At 54.0% G+C, this 19,171-nt stretch carries 20 protein-coding genes; 10 read left to right on the forward strand and 10 right to left on the reverse strand.

The window, feature by feature from the left end; all coding sequences use genetic code 11:
• Positions 1-13: 13 nt before the first annotated feature.
• The 5 genes from ACEVJK_RS05710 to ACEVJK_RS05730 form a co-directional block, all read right to left on the reverse strand.
• Positions 14-541: a dihydrofolate reductase family protein gene (locus ACEVJK_RS05710; RefSeq protein ID WP_374740190.1), complete on the reverse strand. Its 528-nt coding sequence runs from the start codon at positions 539-541 to the stop codon at positions 14-16.
• Positions 538-2,181, reverse strand: coding sequence for a SulP family inorganic anion transporter (locus tag ACEVJK_RS05715; protein WP_374740191.1), 1,644 nt, complete (start codon positions 2,179-2,181; stop codon positions 538-540). Before ACEVJK_RS05715 ends, ACEVJK_RS05710 begins: the two co-directional genes overlap by 4 nt.
• A 150-nt stretch (positions 2,182-2,331) precedes the next feature.
• Positions 2,332-3,816, reverse strand: a complete 1,485-nt coding sequence (locus ACEVJK_RS05720) for a M56 family metallopeptidase (protein ID WP_374740192.1) — start codon at positions 3,814-3,816, stop codon at positions 2,332-2,334.
• Complete coding sequence (locus ACEVJK_RS05725) at positions 3,809-4,192, reverse strand: BlaI/MecI/CopY family transcriptional regulator (RefSeq protein WP_147571816.1); 384 nt, start codon at positions 4,190-4,192, stop codon at positions 3,809-3,811. Before ACEVJK_RS05725 ends, ACEVJK_RS05720 begins: the two co-directional genes overlap by 8 nt.
• Positions 4,193-4,317: 125 nt before the next feature.
• The gene (locus tag ACEVJK_RS05730) at positions 4,318-5,082 is read right to left on the reverse strand and encodes a MerR family transcriptional regulator (protein WP_240287631.1); all 765 of its coding nucleotides are present in this window, start codon (positions 5,080-5,082) and stop codon (positions 4,318-4,320) included.
• Positions 5,083-5,283: 201 nt separating this feature from the next.
• On the opposite strand from ACEVJK_RS05730, the gene ACEVJK_RS05735 reads away from it, so the two are divergent.
• Positions 5,284-7,110, forward strand: a complete 1,827-nt coding sequence (locus tag ACEVJK_RS05735) for a CvpA family protein (RefSeq protein ID WP_374740193.1) — start codon at positions 5,284-5,286, stop codon at positions 7,108-7,110.
• A gap of 18 nt (positions 7,111-7,128) precedes the next feature.
• On the opposite strand, the gene ACEVJK_RS05740 is transcribed toward ACEVJK_RS05735, so the two are convergent.
• Positions 7,129-7,389 (reverse strand): GIY-YIG nuclease family protein, encoded by a 261-nt coding sequence (locus ACEVJK_RS05740; protein ID WP_147571818.1) that lies wholly within the window; start codon positions 7,387-7,389, stop codon positions 7,129-7,131.
• Positions 7,390-7,623: 234 nt separating this feature from the next.
• On the opposite strand from ACEVJK_RS05740, the gene trpS reads away from it, so the two are divergent.
• The 4 genes from trpS (at position 7,624) to ACEVJK_RS05760 (ending at position 11,801) form a co-directional block, all read left to right on the forward strand.
• Complete coding sequence (gene trpS, locus ACEVJK_RS05745) at positions 7,624-8,622, forward strand: tryptophan--tRNA ligase (RefSeq protein ID WP_147571819.1); 999 nt, start codon at positions 7,624-7,626, stop codon at positions 8,620-8,622.
• Positions 8,623-8,703: 81 nt separating this feature from the next.
• Positions 8,704-9,840 (forward strand): MraY family glycosyltransferase, encoded by a 1,137-nt coding sequence (locus ACEVJK_RS05750; protein ID WP_147571820.1) that lies wholly within the window; start codon positions 8,704-8,706, stop codon positions 9,838-9,840.
• Positions 9,837-10,985 carry a non-hydrolyzing UDP-N-acetylglucosamine 2-epimerase gene (gene wecB / locus ACEVJK_RS05755; protein WP_374740194.1) on the forward strand — a complete coding sequence of 383 codons (1,149 nt, stop codon included), beginning with the start codon at positions 9,837-9,839 and terminating at the stop codon, positions 10,983-10,985. Before ACEVJK_RS05750 ends, wecB begins: the two co-directional genes overlap by 4 nt.
• 54 nt (positions 10,986-11,039) lie before the next feature.
• The gene (locus ACEVJK_RS05760) at positions 11,040-11,801 is read left to right on the forward strand and encodes a hypothetical protein (protein ID WP_147571822.1); all 762 of its coding nucleotides are present in this window, start codon (positions 11,040-11,042) and stop codon (positions 11,799-11,801) included.
• A gap of 37 nt (positions 11,802-11,838) precedes the next feature.
• On the opposite strand, the gene ACEVJK_RS05765 is transcribed toward ACEVJK_RS05760, so the two are convergent.
• From ACEVJK_RS05765 to ACEVJK_RS05775, 3 genes are read right to left on the reverse strand one after another with little or no spacing between them, the layout of a single operon-like run.
• A complete protein-coding gene (locus ACEVJK_RS05765) occupies positions 11,839-12,234 on the reverse strand; it encodes a hypothetical protein (protein WP_147571823.1) in 396 nt (131 codons plus the stop codon).
• Complete coding sequence (locus ACEVJK_RS05770; protein WP_147571824.1) at positions 12,227-12,646, reverse strand: hypothetical protein; 420 nt, start codon at positions 12,644-12,646, stop codon at positions 12,227-12,229. The genes ACEVJK_RS05765 and ACEVJK_RS05770 overlap by 8 nt, the downstream gene beginning before the upstream one ends.
• Positions 12,647-12,681: 35 nt before the next feature.
• Entirely contained in the window at positions 12,682-12,963 is a 282-nt protein-coding gene (locus ACEVJK_RS05775; RefSeq protein WP_240287623.1) for a hypothetical protein, read from the reverse strand.
• A gap of 108 nt (positions 12,964-13,071) precedes the next feature.
• Between ACEVJK_RS05775 and ACEVJK_RS05780 the strand changes: the two genes are divergently transcribed.
• A complete protein-coding gene (locus ACEVJK_RS05780; RefSeq protein WP_366460873.1) occupies positions 13,072-13,485 on the forward strand; it encodes a YfcE family phosphodiesterase in 414 nt (137 codons plus the stop codon).
• A 31-nt stretch (positions 13,486-13,516) separates the two neighbouring features.
• Positions 13,517-15,043 carry a cardiolipin synthase gene (cls, locus tag ACEVJK_RS05785; protein ID WP_240287619.1) on the forward strand — a complete coding sequence of 509 codons (1,527 nt, stop codon included), beginning with the start codon at positions 13,517-13,519 and terminating at the stop codon, positions 15,041-15,043.
• A 74-nt stretch (positions 15,044-15,117) separates the two neighbouring features.
• Here the strand turns inward: cls and ACEVJK_RS05790 are convergent, their stop codons facing one another.
• On the reverse strand, positions 15,118-15,966 hold the full coding sequence (locus ACEVJK_RS05790) for a hypothetical protein (protein WP_186852606.1): 849 nt from the start codon (positions 15,964-15,966) through the stop codon (positions 15,118-15,120).
• Between the two features lie 164 nt (positions 15,967-16,130).
• Here ACEVJK_RS05790 and ACEVJK_RS05795 point away from each other — a divergent pair, with 164 nt between their 5' ends.
• From ACEVJK_RS05795 to ACEVJK_RS05805, 3 genes are all read left to right on the forward strand, one after another.
• Positions 16,131-16,697 (forward strand): DUF4364 family protein, encoded by a 567-nt coding sequence (locus ACEVJK_RS05795; protein ID WP_186852607.1) that lies wholly within the window; start codon positions 16,131-16,133, stop codon positions 16,695-16,697.
• Between the two features lie 16 nt (positions 16,698-16,713).
• The gene (locus ACEVJK_RS05800) at positions 16,714-17,190 is read left to right on the forward strand and encodes a pyridoxamine 5'-phosphate oxidase family protein (protein ID WP_340405748.1); all 477 of its coding nucleotides are present in this window, start codon (positions 16,714-16,716) and stop codon (positions 17,188-17,190) included.
• A 209-nt stretch (positions 17,191-17,399) separates the two neighbouring features.
• Positions 17,400-18,968, forward strand: a complete 1,569-nt coding sequence (locus ACEVJK_RS05805) for an alkaline phosphatase (RefSeq protein ID WP_374740195.1) — start codon at positions 17,400-17,402, stop codon at positions 18,966-18,968.
• Positions 18,969-19,171: the final 203 nt, after the last annotated feature.

A 19,171-nucleotide genomic window follows, 5' to 3' on the forward strand; every position in this document is an offset into this window, starting at 1 on the left:
TTTCCTGTTCTGTTTACCTTCTGTCATAGATACATTCTACCATTTCTCCCCGCCTGCAACAGTCAGTCAGATGCAGGAAGGTACTCTCCTCCCGCTCTCCGAACAAGCGGAAGCCGCCCCCCAGCAGGACAGGCAGGATGGTCAAACGAATCTGGTCGATTTGGTCGGCCTCTGCCGCCTGGCGGACCAGCTCTGCCCCTCCGCACAACCAGATATTCTTCCCTTTTTCTTCCTTCAAACAGTCTAACAGTTGATCCAACGGCCCGTTAAAAAAATGGATGCCTTTTTGATCGTCCAGATGGCGGTGGGTCAATACATAGGTCGTCAACCCCTGATAGGGCCACTGATCTGGAGAGAGCTGTGTGGTCACCTGATGGTAGGTCTTATATCCCATGAGAACAGTATCGACCTTTTGGATAAACTCGTCATAGCCGCTGTTCTCCTCACCCTTAGATGCCTGTTCCAGCCAGTCCACCCCTCCCTGGCGGTCTGCGATGAAACCGTCTAAGCTCACGGCAATATAGAGAATAACCTTTCTCATACAGGCATACCACCTATTGAGATAGCTCGTTCCAGCGCTACATCGATATTCGGCTGAAAATTTTCCGCTCCTACCAAATCATACATACCAGATTTTCGAAAGACTGACATGGGCTGTTCGTTCACATGGGAAAATACTACATTAATATTTTTTCTTACACACTCGTCATAAAGGCGGCGCAGACCATTTAAGGCTGTGATATCCATAGCGGGGACTGACCGCATCCGCAAAATCAGAACCCGACATCCATTGTCCCGCTCCATATGTGGGATCTTATCGGCGGCGCCGAAAAACATAGGACCGCTGATCTCATATACCATGACATAGGCCGGTACAGGCTTCAGGCGGCCCTGTTCATCTCCCGTGTCCTCCACATACTCCCACTCCTTGACAACCGCTACGTCGGCCATACGCTTCATAAACAGCAGGCAGGCCAGGGACAGCCCCACCCCAATGGCCACCACCAGATCAAAGGCTACTGTGAGGATAAAAGTGAGGACCAAAACCGCGATGTCACTTTTGGGTGAAGTCTTTGCTACCTTCAGTACAGTACGCCAGCCACTCATATTGTAGGCCACCTGGAATAGGATGGCCGCTATGCAGGGCATCGGAATCAGCGCCGCGTAAGGCATCAGAAGGACCAGAACCAGAAGCAGCACCAGAGCGTGTACCATGCCGGCCACAGGGGATGTGCCGCCGTTTTTGATGTTGGCGGCGGTACGCGCGATGGCACCGGTCGCCGGAATTCCTCCGAACAGGGCCGAGGCGCTATTTCCTACCCCCTGGGCCACCAGTTCCATATTGGAATTGTGCCGTGAGCCGATCATCTCATCTGCCACAACTGCGGACAGCAGAGATTCGATGGCCGCCAGCACAGCGATGGTGAAGGCGTCCGGCAGGACCGCGGACACTGTCTCATAGGACAAATCGGGCATTTGGAACGCAGGCAGCGCACTGGAAATGACATAGAGATCGCCAATCGTATTGACCGGCAGATCCAGCAGTCCAACCACCGCCGCCGTCAACAGTACCGCGATCAGTGAGGCAGGTATCCTTTTCGAAACCCTAGGCCAGAGGAGCAGAATCGACAGGGACAGTATCCCAACCGCCATGGCAGCCGGGTTGACGGTATGGAAGGTTCGAACCACTTCTTCCAGCTTTTCCATCGTTTCCACAGGGGCCTGCTGAAAGGTCAACCCAAAGAAATCCTTTAGCTGGCCAATGACGATTGTGACTGCGATACCGGCAGTAAATCCGATTGTAATAGTATAAGGAATAAACTTAATCATACTGCCCATATGAAGAATCCCCATCAGTACCAGCATGACGCCGGCCAGCAAAGTAGCCGTAGCCAGTCCAGCCATTCCGCTGCGGGCCACGATACCTGCTACAATGGTGGCAAAGGCCGCGGTGGGACCTGCGATCTGCACTTTACTCCCGCCCAAGGCAGAGATCAAGAATCCAGCCACAATAGCTGTATAGAGGCCCTGTTCCGGAGATACACCAGAGGCCAGAGCCAAAGCAATGGAGAGCGGCAGGGCAATAATGGCGACGATCACTCCTGCGGCCAGGTCTTTCAAAAACCGATCTTTGGAATAGCCCTTTAGACATCGAAAAAGCTGGGGTTTTAAATCAGTCATCTTTTCTCCTCCTCAATAATAAAACACACAACTTTTTTATCATAGCCGCTATTCCAGCCCTTTTCAAGGGTTTTCTCTATTTTGTTTCATTTTTAAAAATACGGGGCCGAAAAACGGCCCCGCAGATGGTTCAGCTTTCAATTTTCTTTCCTATGCCGCCCCGTTGGTCACCCTCGCCTCTGGGAAATAGTCCATAGGGTCTACCCAAACTCCATCCAGCATCGTTTCAAAATGGAGGTGGTATCCGGTGCTTTTTCCTGTTTTTCCCACCGCCCCGATCTGTTGACCAGCTGTGACCTGATCGCCCTCCTGGCAGAAATCGCCAGACACAAGATGGGCGTATTTGGTGCTTAGACCTCCGCCGTGGGAGAGCTCCACATAATTGCCGTACTCCGTGTTATAGCCCACTTCGATCACTGTACCCTGAGCGGCAGCCAGCACGGGGGTATCCTTCTCCAAAACGAAGTCGATCCCCGTATGCTCCGATCGCTTCCCGGTAATTGGGTGGACTCTGCCTTCAAACAGGGCACTGATCTTGACCTCTTTCCCCCCATCAAAGGGCCAGGACAACTCGGAAGGGACGGACATCTCCTCCGACGGCACAGGCCCCTGTACTACAGTCGGTTCCGCCGCGGAGGAGGTACGCTCTCCGCCCGCGTAGGCCCCTACCACTACAAAAGAGATCGCTGCGGCGGCTGTCACCACCCAAAGGGCCGCTTTTGTCAGCTTTGATGTTTTTCTTACCTTCATAATCGCCTCAATCCTTTCTCTCAAACAATTTTTTTGACTTCCAAAGGGTGCAGAGAGAGGACGCACTCCCCTGCCCTGGCGCTCCGCCGCCCACAATAGCGTCCTTCCATAGTCCGTCCGCTGGTGCAGGGACATATTTTTGACCACCTCCTGGTCACAAGACAGCTCGCTATCCCTGTCTATGGCCCTTGCCATCAGCCAGACAACTGGATCAAACCAGTACAGCGAGGTCACCAATACCACCAGATGTTTATAGGCCAGGTCCCGGCGCCGCCAGTGGACCAGCTCATGGGAGAGGGCATAGAGCAGGGCGCGTCGTTCCAGCTTCTCCTCTGGAAGGTAAATGATGGGGCGGAATAGGCCGATCAGTACAGGGCTTTCGACTCCCCCTGTCCGCAAGAGGAGTGGGACGTCCTTTCGCCTGCCAGCCAACTGCCGATAGACCGCCTGTTCCCATTCGTCTGTTGGGTAAGCCGTTCTGTCCAGCTCTTGCCGGAGGCGGCGGCAGCCAAAATAGCGGGCCGCCAGCGCGGTGATAGCGCCTAAGCCCCAAAGGGCAGCCAGTACATAAGGCCAAAATTTCGTTTCCGATTTATCTCCCTCTCCAGCAATCGTGATGGCCCCTTCCTTTTCCGGAACAGGCCGCCCCTCCCCTGCTTCAGAAACCGTCACCCAAAGCTCCGCCGGCCGCTCCATCAGCCGGTCACTCAGGCTCTGCTGGGTACCCAGAGGGCACAGGAACCGGAGCAGTGCCAATAGCCAAAGATAATACCAAAAGGCTCTCGGGGTTCGTTTCTTTAACAGGGTGCGGAAAAATGCCACTGTCACAGCCATCAGGCTTCCTGAAAGGGCCAGCGACATCAGCAGCAGCAAGTGATCAGCCATGGCTCCCCTCCCGGTCCAGCAGAGCCCTCAGCTCATCTAAGTCCTGATCGGTCAGCTGATCTCCCCGCACCAGGCTGGCCACCAAATCTTTGGCACTTCCCCGGTAAACCCTCTGAATCAGAGAGCGGGTAGACCATCGCTGATAATCCTCCCTGTTCAAGACAGGGCGATAATAAAAGGACTCTCTCCTTCTGGCCTCTACCGCCCCTTTCTCGCACAGGCGGCGCAAAAGAGTCTTGATTGTAGAGCTGTCCCAACCACGGCGCTCCTCCAGCCGCTTTCGTATGGGCGCGATGGGCAGGGCCTCCTCTGCCTCCCAGAGCACCTCTAACACTTCCAGCTCTGAATCTGATATTTTGGCCGCTATGTCCTGCATGGTACCTACCTCCTAAAGCAGTCTACACTTGTAACCCTTTATAAGTCTACAACTGTAACCTGCTTTTGTCAAGGATTTTTTAAGGAGGCGGGCCCCGAACAGATCGGGCGCCCGCCTCCTTCTCCTTACAGCTTACCTGCCCAATGCAGGATGGCATCTCGCAGGAACTGTGCACATCCATCTGTCTCTCTGTCATAGTAAGCGGTAAACCGCTCATCTGCCACATATAATTCGGCCAGTCCCTTATGCCTGTCCACATCATACTGATTTCCGGAGATCGTAAGCCAGCGGCGATGGAGAGCCGCCAGCTCCTCCCCTTTCTCTCCCGATGGGGCGTCACCCATTTCTACAGCCTGCCGAAGTTTGGAGCGTATCTCCTGACCGAGAGACTCCCACTGACGATACTGCTCTTGTGTCAGCCCCATCACAGACGCATTGGCCTGGTCCATCTCCTGGTCACCGTATGTTTGGCGGATCTCCGCCCCATATCTTTTCTCATTTTCCTCTACGGCACGCCGCTTAAAAGCCTGAAATTTCTGTTCATCCATCATAACATCATTCCTTTCCAATGACAGGATAGTTTCCTTTACAGAACCTATCAGCTTTTCGATTCTGGCCCTTTCTGCCATCAACGTGGACAGATGACTCCGCAGGGCAGACAATCGGTCGAAGGAGGGGTCGTCCAGACTTTCCCGTATCCGCGCCAGCTCCACCCCGAGGGCACGGTAATACAGGATATCCTGGAGTCGGTCCACCTCAGCCGGGCCATAATAACGGTATCCGCTCTCAGCGGTACGGCTCGGCTTCAGCAGGCCGATCTTGTCGTACCAGCGCAGCGCGCGGGTGGTCACGCCAGCCAGCTTCGACATTTCCTGAATCGAATATTCCATCGCTTTCCCTCCTTGCTCTGCATTGTATCAGTTGACGTTGCGTAAAAGTCAACCCTGTTTTTTTATTTTCTCATTTCTTCCAGCGGTTCCGTTTTTATCCAATTTTAATGCGCTCTTGATTGCTTTTTTTTAAAAAATCGTCTATGATATATTATGATATTTTTTCAGCACCCTCAGAACTATGATAAAAGGAGAATTAATTTGAAAAAAGAACGGTCTGGGTCCCCTTTCCTCAAAACAGGCTTTGGGCGCACCCTTCTCAGTCTGGTCATCACAGCGGTGGTTGGCTTCCTCTACTTTTATGTCAGTCTGCCTGCCATCAATCCCCAGTCCAGTGATTTTTACACCTTCCTCGCCCTTCTATGTGTCGTCTATGTGATCTGTGTGTTTTTGCTGTCCGGTGCCCCCAGAGACAACGTGGTACGCACCCCGGCTGAAAAGCTGAAGGAGTGGGTCCGGTTTGTCAAGAGCCGCTGTCTTCCGGTCGGCATCCTGTTCGTGGTGGTATTGGCGGTCGCGCTGGTGGGGCAGATTATTTCCCTGCCCATCTTCCGCGCGTCCTCTTACCGGGATCTGCTCACAGTAGAGGATGGTAAGTTCACGGAAGACATCAGCCAAATCTCTTTTGATAAGATCCCCACTCTAGATCGGGAGTCCGCCGAGTATCTGGGCGACCGTCAGATGGGTACACTCAGCGATATGGTCAGTCAGTTTGAATACTCCAATGACTCCACCCAGATCAACTACCAGGGGCGGCCTGTCCGGGTGGCTCCTATCGCCTACGCTGATCTCATCAAGTGGTTCACCAACCGGAGCGAGGGCCTGCCCGCCTATGTGTTGGTAGATATGGTCACCCAGGAGGCCACAGTTACTCGCTTGACTGAGGGCATGAAGTACTCCTTCTCCGAGCCCCTGAACCGGAACATCATGCGCCATCTCCGTTTCCAGTACCCCACTTTTCTCTTTGACACCCCCCAATTTGAGATTGACGAGGATGGACACCCCTGGTGGATCGCTCCCCGAGTGGTCAAGACCATCGGTCTGTTCGGTGGCCGGGATATCCAGGGGGCCGTACTGTGCGACGCCATTACCGGGGAGAGCGTCTATTACGACATCAGCGAAGTCCCAACCTGGGTAGACAATGTGTATACCCCCGCCCTGATCATGGAGCAGTACGATTACCATGGAACCCTGGTCAACGGCTTCATCAATTCCATTCTGGGCCAGCGGGGTGTGACTGTCACCACCGAGGGGTATAACTATATCGCTCTCAACGATGACGTGTATGTGTATACTGGTATTACTTCCGCAAACGCTGACCAGTCCAACCTAGGCTTCCTGCTCAGTAACCAGAGGACCAAGGAGACCAAATTTTATGATGCTCCCGGCGCTACAGAGTATGCCGCCATGGCTTCTGCACAGGGCGTGGTCCAGGACTTGGGATATGAGGCTACCTTCCCCCTGCTGCTGAACATCGCTGGAGAGCCCACCTATTTCATCCCCCTTAAGGATGCAGCCAGTTTGGTAAAGAGTTACGCTATGGTCAATGTGGCCCGATATGATATCGTGGCGACTGGAAACTCAGTCACCGCCTGTGAGCAGGCCTATATCCGTCAGCTCACCGAAAAGGGAGTAACACAGGCGGAAGAGCTTCCCCAGACGCAGGTCAGCGGCATTGTGGCAGAAATTCGGAGTGCTGTGCTGGAGGGCAACACCTACTATTTCGTCCGTCTGGAGGGAGAGGACGTGTTTTACTCCATCTCCGCCGCTCAGAACCGTGAGGTAGTCACCTTGAATGTTGGGGACCTGGTCACCATTGACCACGTGGTGGCCGCCGAAGGGAGCCAAAGCAGTATTCTGGACGGCTATTCCCTGGCCATTTTGGACGTCATCGGCGAAGCTGATAGCCCCACCGACACTACCCCCCAGCCCGCGGACTCATCTTTCAGCCCTTTGGACAGTGAGCAGATCGGCGTCATCGGCGGAGCCGATGGCCTCACCGCTATTATCACACAGCCCAAGGCATAAGTCACACAGGAGCGCCAGTTATCTGGCGCTCCTGTGCCATGTTTGGATTAATTTCTCTTTCTGTTCCCGGCGAAGCTTTTTGAGCGCCAGCTCCCGGCGCAGGGCGGCAGGCTTGTCTGGCTGCGCCTCTGTGTAGCATAGCTCTAGCGGGCCTCTCCCCCTGGTATATTTGGCCCCTCTGCCCGCCCGGTGAGCGGCTAGGCGGCGGTCTACGTCGTCGGTGATCCCAGTATACAGTGTCCCATCTCCACAGCGGAGGATATAAACAAACCACGACACTCCTCTCCCCCCTTGCTGAATCATAGTGAAAAAATGGGATGTGCCGGTATCAGAAGAAAACGATTCCAATATTTTTCTTTCCAGAAAAAGTCTATCACAGAAATAAAACATCTACAAGGAAATCATCCCTCTTCGTTCAATCTTTTATTGCCATTCTTTTTATAAAGTGTTAAAATAAAATGATATTATATGGGCGCTTATCCTCTGTGCCCTAAAATAAAGGAGCAACACCAGATGGACGAAAAAAAAGTAATGCTCTCCGGCATCCAGCCCAGCGGAGATCTGCACCTGGGTAACTACCTGGGTGCCATCAAAAATTGGGCCGCCCGGGCCGAGGAGTTCGACTGCTACTATTTTATGGCAGATATGCACACCATCACAGTCCGGCAGGACCCCGCCGCCCTGCGGCGCCGCACGCTGGAGCAGCTGGCCCAGTACATCGCCTGCGGCCTGGATCCTGAAAAAAACACTCTCTTCATCCAGTCTCATGTCCCTGCCCACGCGGAGCTGGGCTGGGTACTCAACTGCTACACCATGTTTGGCGAGCTGTCCCGGATGACTCAGTTCAAGGACAAATCCGCCAAGCATAAGGACAACATCAACGGCGGTTTGTTCACCTATCCCGCTCTCATGGCGGCCGATATTCTCCTCTACCAGCCCGACTTTGTCCCCGTTGGAGAGGATCAGAAGCAGCACGTGGAGCTGACCCGGAACATTGTCCAGCGTTTCAACGGGATTTACGGTGATGTATTCAAAATGCCGGAGCCCTATATCCCGAAGGCCGGTGCCCGTATTATGGGACTGACTACTCCTGATTCCAAGATGTCTAAGTCCATCCCAGAGGGCTGTGTCTTCCTGATGGAGAAGCCGGAGGACATCGCCAGAAAGTTCAAGCGGGCTATCACCGACAGCGACACGGAGCGATGCGTCCATTTCGACCCGGAGCACAAGCCAGGAGTGGCCAACCTGATGAACATTTATTCCGCCGTCACTGGTAAGACCTTTGAGGAGATTGAGGCCGAGTTTGACGGCCTAGGCTATGGCAAATTCAAGCCCGCTGTGGGCGAGGCAGTCGTGGAGTGCCTGCGCCCCATCCGGGAGGAGGCTACCCACATTTTGGCGGATAAGGCTTATCTGGAGAAGGTCTACACCGAAGGGGCCCAGAAGGCATCCTATGTAGCGAACAAGACGCTTCGTAAGGTCTATAAAAAGGTAGGCTTTGTGGCCCGCTGACTCTATTTTGCCACTTCATCCGCCTCTGCGGCTTGGCCCGAAGGGCAAAGCTGGTCAGAAAAACGCAAAAGAGGATTTGATATGCCGATTCAACTTTCTGTGGTGGGGATGGCTTTGGCCGCCCTGCTAACCGCTGCGGTGGTATCTCTGATTGCCACTCCTGTTGTGAAATCGCTGGCCTTTCGTGTCGGCGCGGTGGATATCCCAAAGGACGGGCGGAGGATGCATGATCACCCGATCCCCCGTATGGGTGGACTGGCCATCTTTTTTGGCTTCATGCTCAGCGTCCTCCTATTTGTCCCGCTGACGGAGCAGCTGCGTGGAATGCTTTTAGGCGGTGTCATCATCGTCATACTAGGAATTTTTGACGACATCTATGCCCTCCCCGCCAAACCTAAATTCTTGGTACAGATCGCCGCTGCCCTTGTCGCCGTGTGGGCGGGGAATAAGATCGAGTTTCTCTCCAACCCTAATATTTTCAGCAGCGAGCCTTACTGGGAGCTGGGATGGCTGTCTATCCCCATCTCTGTATTGTGGATCGTGGGCATCACAAACGCCGTCAATCTGATTGACGGTCTGGACGGACTGGCTTGCGGAGTTTCCACCATCAGCTCCATGACTCTGCTGGTCATCGCTTTGACTGTATCTGAGCCGGATGTGGCCCTTCTGATGGCCGCCCTGGCCGGCGCCTGCATCGGCTTCCTGCCCTATAACCTGAATCCCGCCAAAATCTTTATGGGGGACACCGGGTCAACCTTTTTGGGCTTTATCCTGGCCTCTGTGTCCATTCAGGGTCTGTTCAAGTTCCACATGATCATCTCCTTTGCGGTCCCATTCCTCATGCTTGGTCTGCCCATTTTTGACACCTGTTTCGCAATCCTCCGTCGGGTATCCAAGGGGCAGTCCCCTATGACTCCAGACCGTGGGCACATCCACCATCGACTGATCGACATGGGCTTTTCCCAAAAGCAGGCAGTCGCTGTGCTCTATATCATCAGTGCGATCCTAGGCCTGTCCGCCGTAGTGCTGACCACCAGTGGGGTATTCAAAGCCATGCTGTTTCTGGTCGCGCTTTGCGCGGCCGGCGGTCTGGCTGCCGGCCTGTTTCTGACACACAATGACGGGAGGCATACGCCTCAGGACCCAGGAAGGCATCACAAGACACAGATTTCTGGCAACGACAACTTCTTTGGTGAGGAGGACCAGTCTGAAAAATGAGCGACCTGAAAGTTATGACGATCTTCGGCACCCGGCCGGAGGCCATCAAAATGGCCCCTCTGGCCCTAGAGCTATCGAAGCGCCCCGGCATAGACGCTCTGTGCTGTGTCACAGCTCAACACCGGGAGATGTTGGACTCTGTACTGGATATTTTTCGGTTAAAACCTGACTACGACTTGAATATCATGGAGCCCCGACAGACCTTATCCACTATCACCTCTAAATGCCTGCTGGGCATGGAGCAGGTGCTGGAGGAGGCGAAGCCTGACCTTGTACTGGTCCACGGGGATACTTCCACTACCTTTGCGGGGGCCCTGGCCGCGTTCTATCACAAGATACCAGTAGGCCACGTGGAGGCCGGCCTTCGAACCTATGACAAGTGGTCTCCCTTTCCAGAAGAAATGAACCGAAAAATGGTGGGATCTATCGCCGATCTGCACTTTTGCCCCACTGTGTCAAACCGGGACAACCTAACCCGTGAAAATATTACGAACGGGATTTTTCTCACAGGTAACACGGTCATTGATGCCCTTCAAACTACAGTGAGAAAGGATTTTCCCTTTACAGAAAGGCTCCTTGACCAGTTGGAGTATGAAAAACGAAAAGTTGTATTAGTTACCTGCCATCGGAGGGAAAACTATGGTCAGCCCATGGAGGATATTATGGCTGCTCTGGCCTATATTGCCCGGACTCATCCCGAGGTATCTCTGGTCTACCCTGTCCACCTCTCCCCTGTGGTCCAGGAGTGCGCCCATCGGCATCTAGACGGCGTTGAAAACGCCCACCTGATCCCCCCCTTAAATGTGGAGGAGATGCACAATCTGATGGCCCGGTGTTATATGGTCATGACTGACTCCGGCGGTCTTCAGGAGGAGGCTCCCGCTCTTGGTAAGCCCGTTCTTGTCCTCCGCCGGGAGACCGAGCGACCTGAAGCCGTTAAGGCGGGCACGGCTAGACTGGCCGGCGTGGATTACAGCCGCATCACAGCGATGGCCGAGGAACTTCTGGAAAACCCAGACGCCTACGCCGCGATGGCCCATGCCGTCAATCCCTATGGAGATGGCCAGGCCTGCCGCCGGATTGTGGACGCTATCCAGTGGCACTTCGGCCAGCGCAAGGAGCCTCCGGACGAATTTTTGATTTGAGTCTGTTTTGACTCATCTGCTCTATTAATCCCAAAAAATCTTGGAGGTGAGGACGTGGAACCTAAAAATCGTCTTTTAATCGCAATCACTGTGATCGTCCTCATCGTAGCTGCTATGTTCACCAGTTTTGGGCGCAATCTTTTTGCCCTCAATACTCCGTCGGTCGTCCTGCCCAATGTGAACGGCGACGGACAGACTGGCGATGTCAGCGGTCCTCAAACTGGTCTAGAACAATACCAGGCGGTGGAGGTCACACCTCAGACTGTTGGCAGCGTGATTCGGACTCTGTCCCGCAAAGACAGCTATTACCGAGAACTCACCATCACGACCTTCTGGGACGGTGGTTCCTCCTCTATTCCGGTACAGACTTGGGTAGACGGCGGCTGGTCCCACAGCAGACAGGTGCTTCCCTCCGGCGCGGTCAGGCACGATCTGGTGGGGGATGGCACTCTTTATTACTGGTATGAGGGCTCCTCCCGCTGGGAGTCCACTCCCGCGGACAGCCTGTCCCATGATTTGACACAGCGGATCCCGACCTATGAGGTCGTGACCGAATTAGATCCTGATGAGATCACCCACGCCGGCTATGAGCTTCGTGAGGGAGTTCCTTGTGTCTATGTAGAAGTGGCCCGTGAAGACCCTGCCTATCAGGAGAGATACTGGGTCAGCGTGGAGAGCGGCCTTTTGATTTGCGCGGAGCTGGAAAAGGAGGGGGCGCTCGTCTATCAGATGACCTCCTACGGTACTGTTATATCTCCCTGTCCAGCGGAGGCCTCCTTCGCTCTGCCCAATGGTGACATATTATATACCAGGTAAAATATGGGACGGCCGGAGGCCGTCCCATCCTGATACCTCAATCTTCACCTTCCCGATCTCCAAGTCCCATGAGCAGGACCAGCCCCAGGGCTATCACCAGTTCCAGATCGTCTCCTTCCACCAAAAGAAACAGGATGATAAGCAGCAGAAGGATATCCCCCGGGTCGATGTCTTCTAACTTCAGGGCTTTCAATAGCCCGGATAGCCCCCCGCTGCCGTCTCCAGATGAAAAGAGGCTTCCCGCCCCCTCTTTTCCGCCCAATAGAGCGCCCAGCCCCTCCTTTCCGGAAAATAGAGAGGAAAACCTGAAGCCCCCTGTGGAGGCCGGACCATGGCCCTTTGTTCCGCTGTTGGATCTGCCCCCTCCTTGGGGGTGCTCGGCCTCCTGGATAGGGACATAAGGTGTGTCCTCTGATATGTAGCGGTTATACACTCCCCTCCTCCTCCTTCCTGCCCATAGCGGTCAGGGCCACCCGGATCAGGCGGGTCATGCGTGCTATCTGCTGGGCTCGGTCCAGCCGGGCCCGCCGTTCTTCTCGTAAAAATGGGCGCAGCGCGGATAGCAGAGCCGCGTTTCTATCATCGGTACTCTGATACTCCCGCAGCACCTGCACCCCTATCTGGAGCATCCGCGGGTCTATCTGCCCCAGCAGCGAGGACAGGTCCCAGGATCCATCGGACGGGCCGCTCTGTTCCGGAGACTGGGCGGGGACCTCTTCCGCGCTCTGTGTCCCATCCCCCTGGGGCCCGTTCTCCCCTGATAACGACCGGGCTAGAGCCATGATCTGCCCCATGGCCTTTTCATTCCCCAGGATCGAGTTCAATTTTTCCTCAAATTCGGCCACGGTCTCGCCACCTTTCTACCCGGCTGTGGTTTCTCCTATTCCAGCCCCGCCTCTTTTGCCTTGCGTCCGATTCTATCTACCAGTTCCGCCCCCTCCTGGCTCCTCATCAGCCGGTCCATCATAGACATCAAGGCGCTGGGGTCCCCGTCAGCGGCCGCTTTGGCCGCCTCCTTCACCCCTCCCTGCTGGTTCAAAATCGACATCAGCTTTTGGGCATCGCTGGATTTAGCCAGTTTGGAGATCACTTCACGGTTTTTCACCAGATCAGCGGCAGTAGTCCCTTTTTTCAGATTGTCTTGACCCTGTTTTAAATTCACAATCGCTCACTCCCGATTTGATTTCATTCCAGTATATGCGGCTAGAATGGTAAGGTGACAAATTTGAAAATTCTCGTGTTTTCCGACTCCCACCGGTCCATGTCCGGGATGTATTCAGCCATTGACAGACATCTCCCAGACCAGGTCATTCACCTGGGAGATCTGCTCCAGGACGCTGAAATGCTGGCGGATATCTATCCGCGCCTCCCGATCTGTCGTGTGCCCGGTAACTGTGATGGCTGGACTACCGAGCCTCTGAAACGCCAGATCACTCTGGCCGGCAAACAGTTTCTTCTCTCCCACGGCCACCTGTGGGGTGTAAAAAGTGGATATAGCCACGCAATTTCCGACGCCAAAGCAGCTCAAGTCGATGTGCTTCTTTTTGGGCATACCCACCGCTCCCTGTGCCATCAGCTGGAGGACGGGCTTTGGGTCATGAATCCGGGTTCCAGTCGTTCCAGCTATGGGTTTATTGAGATCAAGGATGGAACTCTCCACTGTGAGATATTTCCTGTAAACTAATTTTTAGCCGTAAAGGAGGTAAGGCTGTCAAGTGAAAAAGCTGCTCTATATTCTGTTTCACCGCTCTGTTTTTGTCTGTCTGGCCCTGCTGGCCCAGTTTGCCACGCTAGTCATTATGGTAGTCGTTTTCTCCGAATATACAGAGTCCTTCTATTGGTGCTGTATCGTGATCAGCATCCTAGCCGCCTTAGCTATCATCTGCAGCAGGATGGAGCCTGGCTACAAAATTGCCTGGCTGATCCTGATTCTGCCCTTTCCTGTGTTTGGCGGTATCTTTTACCTGCTGGTGGGGGGAGGCACCATCCCCCGCCGGACGCAAAAGCGGATGCAGGGAATCTTGAAAAAATCCGCCCTTGCCCTACAAGATGACTTTAAGTCCGACGACCTTATCTCCCTTGGCGGCGACGCCGCCAGCCAGGCCCACTATATGGAGCAATACGCCGCCTGTCCCTCCTACACGAATACAGAAACAGAATACTTCCCTCTGGGGGACCAGGCCTTTCCGCGTATGCTGGAGGAGTTGGAAAAGGCGGAGCACTATATTTTTCTGGAATACTTCATTATACAGCCCGGTATTTTTTGGGACAGCATCCTGGCCATCCTGGAACGAAAAGCGGCCCAGGGCGTTGAAGTGCGTGTGATGTATGATGATATGGGCTGTATGTTCACCCTTCCCCGGGACTATGACCAGGTGTTAATGAAGAAGGGAATCCAGTGCCGGGTATTTAATCGCTTCCTGCCGGTGATGTCCCTCCGTCTGAACAACCGGGACCATCGGAAGCTGATGGTAATTGATGGGAAGGTTGGCTTCACCGGTGGACTCAATCTGGCTGATGAGTATATCAACATTCGTAAGCGATTCGGGCACTGGAAGGACAGCGCGATCCTATTGGAGGGAGACGCGGTCTGGTCTATGGCCGTCATGTTTTTGACCCTATGGGATTACTGCTGTGGCTGGGATGAAAATTTTGACCGGTTTCGTCCCCCGGCCTCTCCTGTCCGGCCCTGGACCGGCTATGTACAGCCCTACACGGATACCCCTCTGGACCGTGAGGCGGTGGGACAGGCCGTCTATCTCAATATGATCTCCAAGGCCAAAAACTACATCTATATCACCACCCCCTATCTGGTGGTAGATGTGGCGACCAACACCGCCCTGTGCAACGCCGCCAAGTCAGGGGTAAACGTAAAAATCATCACGCCCCATATCCCGGACAAACGCTACGTTTTTGAGGTGACCCGAGCCCACTATCCCCCTCTGCTGGATGCGGGAGTAGAGATTTATGAGTATACCCCCGGCTTTATCCACGCCAAAAACTTTGTGGTAGACGACCGTTTTGCTACCGTTGGCACCGTCAATCTGGACTATCGCAGCCTGTTTCTTCACTTTGAGGACGGTGTCTGGTTGTGCGAAGCGCCCTGTATCCGAGATATCCGCGCGGACTTTGAACGGACGTTGACCTGTTCAGAGCCAATTACTCCACGAAGGTTCAAACATTTGAACATCCTGCTCCAGCTCTACCGCAGCATCCTGCGTATCTTTGCTCCTCTGATGTGAGAATAAAAAGGCGGAAGAGCCGCCGCCCTCCTGTTTGGAGTGGCGGCGGCCCTTTTTATCGGCACCCTGCCGCTTTAGCTACAACAGCCGGAGCGTACCTCTTGATAGGTGGTATTCCCCTTGCTCTGGATGCTGTTGGGTGGGAAAAATTCGTTGAAGGGGAACTGAACCTTACGGAACATCTCGCAGGGGTCCTCCTGGCACTCGCAGCCGCAGCCACAGGTGCACTCCTTCTCCGGCAGGCAGTAGTCATAGACTGGGATCAGAAGCTGGGTATCCCGCTCCAAGCGGATGATGGAGAACTGGCCCAGTGTTACGAACATTCTGTGTATATCGCCGTCTACGATCAGATCCTCTTGGAAGACAGCGGTAATAGCGGGTGGGATATCCAGATAACTATTGTCGCAGCAGTGGCAGTTACAGGCGTCCATCAACTTCAGGTTTAGGATAATGGGGTCTACCGCCTCTACTACCGCGCTGGGCAGATTAGTTTGAGGCAGGTTTTGGATTTCTGGCCCTTCTCCTACTACTCCAGTCGAGAATATCTTGGAGCTTCCCTCACTTCCGAAGAGAACAACCCGCTTGTCAAAGATGGCCAGCCCGGTCACTTCCACCGGGCGGGCGGCTCCCACGAAGGCGTCAGCAGTGATGCGGTAGAAGTACCGCACATCTACCGTATAGAAGCCCCGGTTGAAATTGATGGGCTCCACATCGATGTACGCATACAGTAGTTCAGCAGTCCCCGCTTTTACCGACTGGGCCCGGTCGATGACCGCCTGAGAACTTCTGGTAGGATAGACGCGGATGTCTTCAATACAATCTTTGTCTTTGCAGGAGTCAAAGATTTTTTTCGTGTGTATGCACACGGCCTCCCGGATACTGCGGTCTTCGCAGACGGGGCCGGGCACGACCTTTTCTGGCATATGGTTCCCTCCTAGATTTGGATGGTAAGGACGGTCAAAGCCGCCCCTTTGGGTTTCGCTTACATTCCATCTTATGAGGCGCTCCGTATTTTGTGCTGCTCCATCTCTTTTCTATCCCACTCTTGCGGCTTTCCTCTGAATCGGGTATAATGGAGTGTACCTTAATGCCTCTTGCAAAAGGAGTGGACACCATGGCCCCCATCGGCTTTATTCAAAATGAGCTGGATCTGAAGTTCTTAGTTCTGTATATCATGGCCCGGACTGCCGGGCCCATTACCTTTCTTCAGCTTCTGGAGCTGGCCCTGTGCGACGCGGGCGTGGACTACTTTTCTCTGACCAAGGCTGTGGAACATATGGTGGAGACCGGCCAGTTGTCCAAAGAAGGCGACCGCTATTCTATCACCGAAAAGGGGGTGCGAAACAGTCAGATCTGTGAGAGCAGCCTCCCCTACTCGGTCCGGATGCATTGTGACGAGAATCTGGTCAAGGTCAACGAAGCTCTCCGCCGAGAAGCCCAGGTCCGCTCCCAGGTGTCGGAGAATCAAGACGGGACCTGTACGCTCAAGCTTGACTTCAATGATGAAACCACACCGCTTCTCCATCTGGAGCTGCTGGTCCCAGAACGGAAACAGGCGGACACCATGGCCCAGTGTTTTCAGGATGAGCCCACAGACTTTTATCGGCAGATCATTCAACTGTTGACCCAGCGGAATGGATCACAAAACTCATAAAGGAGAAAATGTCATCATGAGAAGAGCAGACCGCGCACAGGACCGGGACTTTTGTCTGTCCGTTATTGACCGCTGCACCCACGGGGTAGCCGCTCTGACAACCGGGGAGGATACTCCCTACTGTCTTCCCCTCTCCTTTGTCCGTGTGGGTAACAGCCTCTATTTTCATTGTGCCCGTGAGGGGCGCAAGGTGGAGCTGTTGAAACGATGTCCCCGCATATGTATTACCTTTGTAGCCCAGGACGACCCCAATTTTGAGGCGCCCAATAACTATACCACCTATTTTCAGTCCGCCATCGTTACCGGGACTGTAGTTTTGGTGGAGGACGATCAGGAAAAGATCGACGGCTTGCGGGCTCTCTGCCAGAAGCTCACCCCACAGTATATGACAGAGGGCCTTTTCAATGCCGCTATCCAGCACAGCCTCTCTGTCACGTCCGTGTGGCGGGTAGATATGGATGATCTCTCCGGAAAGGCCAAGAAGAAAAGATGATCCCTCCTTTCCGTTTCCCATTCCTCAAAGGGAGCGTTATGATGTAAGATACAGCAACAGCGCGCTGCTTCTTGGCAGCGCGCTGTTTTTTCATAGCTATCTTTTACCTATCTTTCACCCAAAGGCTGTAGCCGTTTTAACAGGCGGACCTTAGAATAGACCTGTCCCCAATGTCAAGAATAAGTGTAAACAGTCAGGAGGAAAACAGTATGAAACGATTTTTTTCCGCCGCGTTGGCGCTGGCCATGGCAGCTTTGTCTTTGGCTGGCTGCTCCGGCACATCTTCAAGGGATGCCGCAGGCAGCCCAGTACAAACCAGTGGGGTCACGCAGGTCGCTCCCATGTCGACCACTGCTGAAGCCTTAAAATCTCCGAAATATGTCTTTCTGTTTATTGGTGATGGAATGAGCTATCCACAGTTCCAGGCCGCATCCGACTATCTAGGCTCCATGGCCGATCCTGATTACCTGCTGGCCGAGCCCAGTCTGGATGACAACCAGGGCGCGATTCTGGACGGTCCTGTCGCTCTGAATTTTATGGGCTTTGACGTAGCTGGCTCTGCTGTGACCTATGACTCTAACTCCTTCGCCCCTGATTCTGCCTCCACAGCCACATCCATTGCTGCCGGCCATAAGACCTATTCTGGGTCTATCAATGTGGATGAAACTGCTACCATCTCTTATGAGACTATTTCGGAAAAGGTCCATGAGCAGCTTGGTATGAAGGTGGGCGTCATTTCTTCTGTCAATCTGAATCACGCCACCCCAGCCGCCTTCTATGCCCATCAGGCCAGCCGCAACAGCTATTATGAAATCGGTCTGGAGCTGATAGACTCAGGATTTGATTACTTTGCCGGCGGCGCCCTGTTGAAGCCAGACGGAGCAGACGGTGATAAGGACAACCTGTATGATTTGGCCAAAGAAGCAGGTTATACTGTGGTAAAAACTCAGGCGGAAGCGGAGCAGGTCACTTCCGGCCCCGTTATCATCGTGGATGAGCATCTGGCCGACTCTGACGCCATGGCCTATGAGCTGGACAGGACTGACGATATGTGGTCCCTGGCAGACTATGTAAAAAAGGGTATCCAGGTACTGGACAACGACAAAGGCTTTTTCATGATGTGCGAAGGGGGCAAGATCGACTGGGCCTGCCATGCCAACGATGCCGCCGCCTCGATTCATGACACCCTGGCCCTGGCCGACGCGGTACAGGTAGCCATCGACTTCGCCAAGGACCACGCCGAAGAAACTTTGATTCTGGTCACAGGAGACCATGAGACCGGCGGCTTGTCCATTGGATTTGCCGGGACTGATTACGACACCTATCTCAGCCAGCTCAACAGCCAAACTATTTCCTATGCCAAGTATGACAGCGATTATGTGGCCGCTTACAAAGCGAATAAGACTCCCTTTGAAACTGTCCTGAAGGACATTGAAACGCTTTTTGGCCTGAAAGTCAATGGTGAGGCGGGCGACCGTCTGGTGCTCACCGACTATGAGCTGGGCCTGCTGAAGACCGCCTATGAGAAATCTGTCAACGAGAAGGATACCGGCATGGCCGACCAGGAGGAATACGTGGCCTACGGTACCTATGAACCATTGTCCGTCACCATCACCCACATCCTCAACAACAAATCCGGTATTTCCTTTACCTCGTACAGCCACACCGGACTCCCCGTGGCGGTATTTGCGGATGGCATCAACGCCGAACTCTTCAAGGGCTACTACGACAACACTGCAATCTACGATAAGCTGGCCCAGATGCTGGCGGTTCGGTAACCCTCTCTTGAGAACACGATATCAACGGCCCGCTCCAGTCGATCCAACTGGAGCGGGCTTACCCCTGCATTTTCATTTGGTGGTACCCCCGCAGCTTTCGGATATCCGCCTTTCACCGGGCGAATTTGTTTTCATTTTTCTTCTCCTCCTCCACTCCCCCTCCAGATACGGGTACTTCCCAGTGATATTCTCTCTTCAAGGAG

This window comes from Flintibacter sp. P01028 (assembly GCF_041925235.1).
In the GTDB taxonomy this organism is placed as follows: domain Bacteria; phylum Bacillota; class Clostridia; order Oscillospirales; family Oscillospiraceae; genus Lawsonibacter; species Lawsonibacter aceti.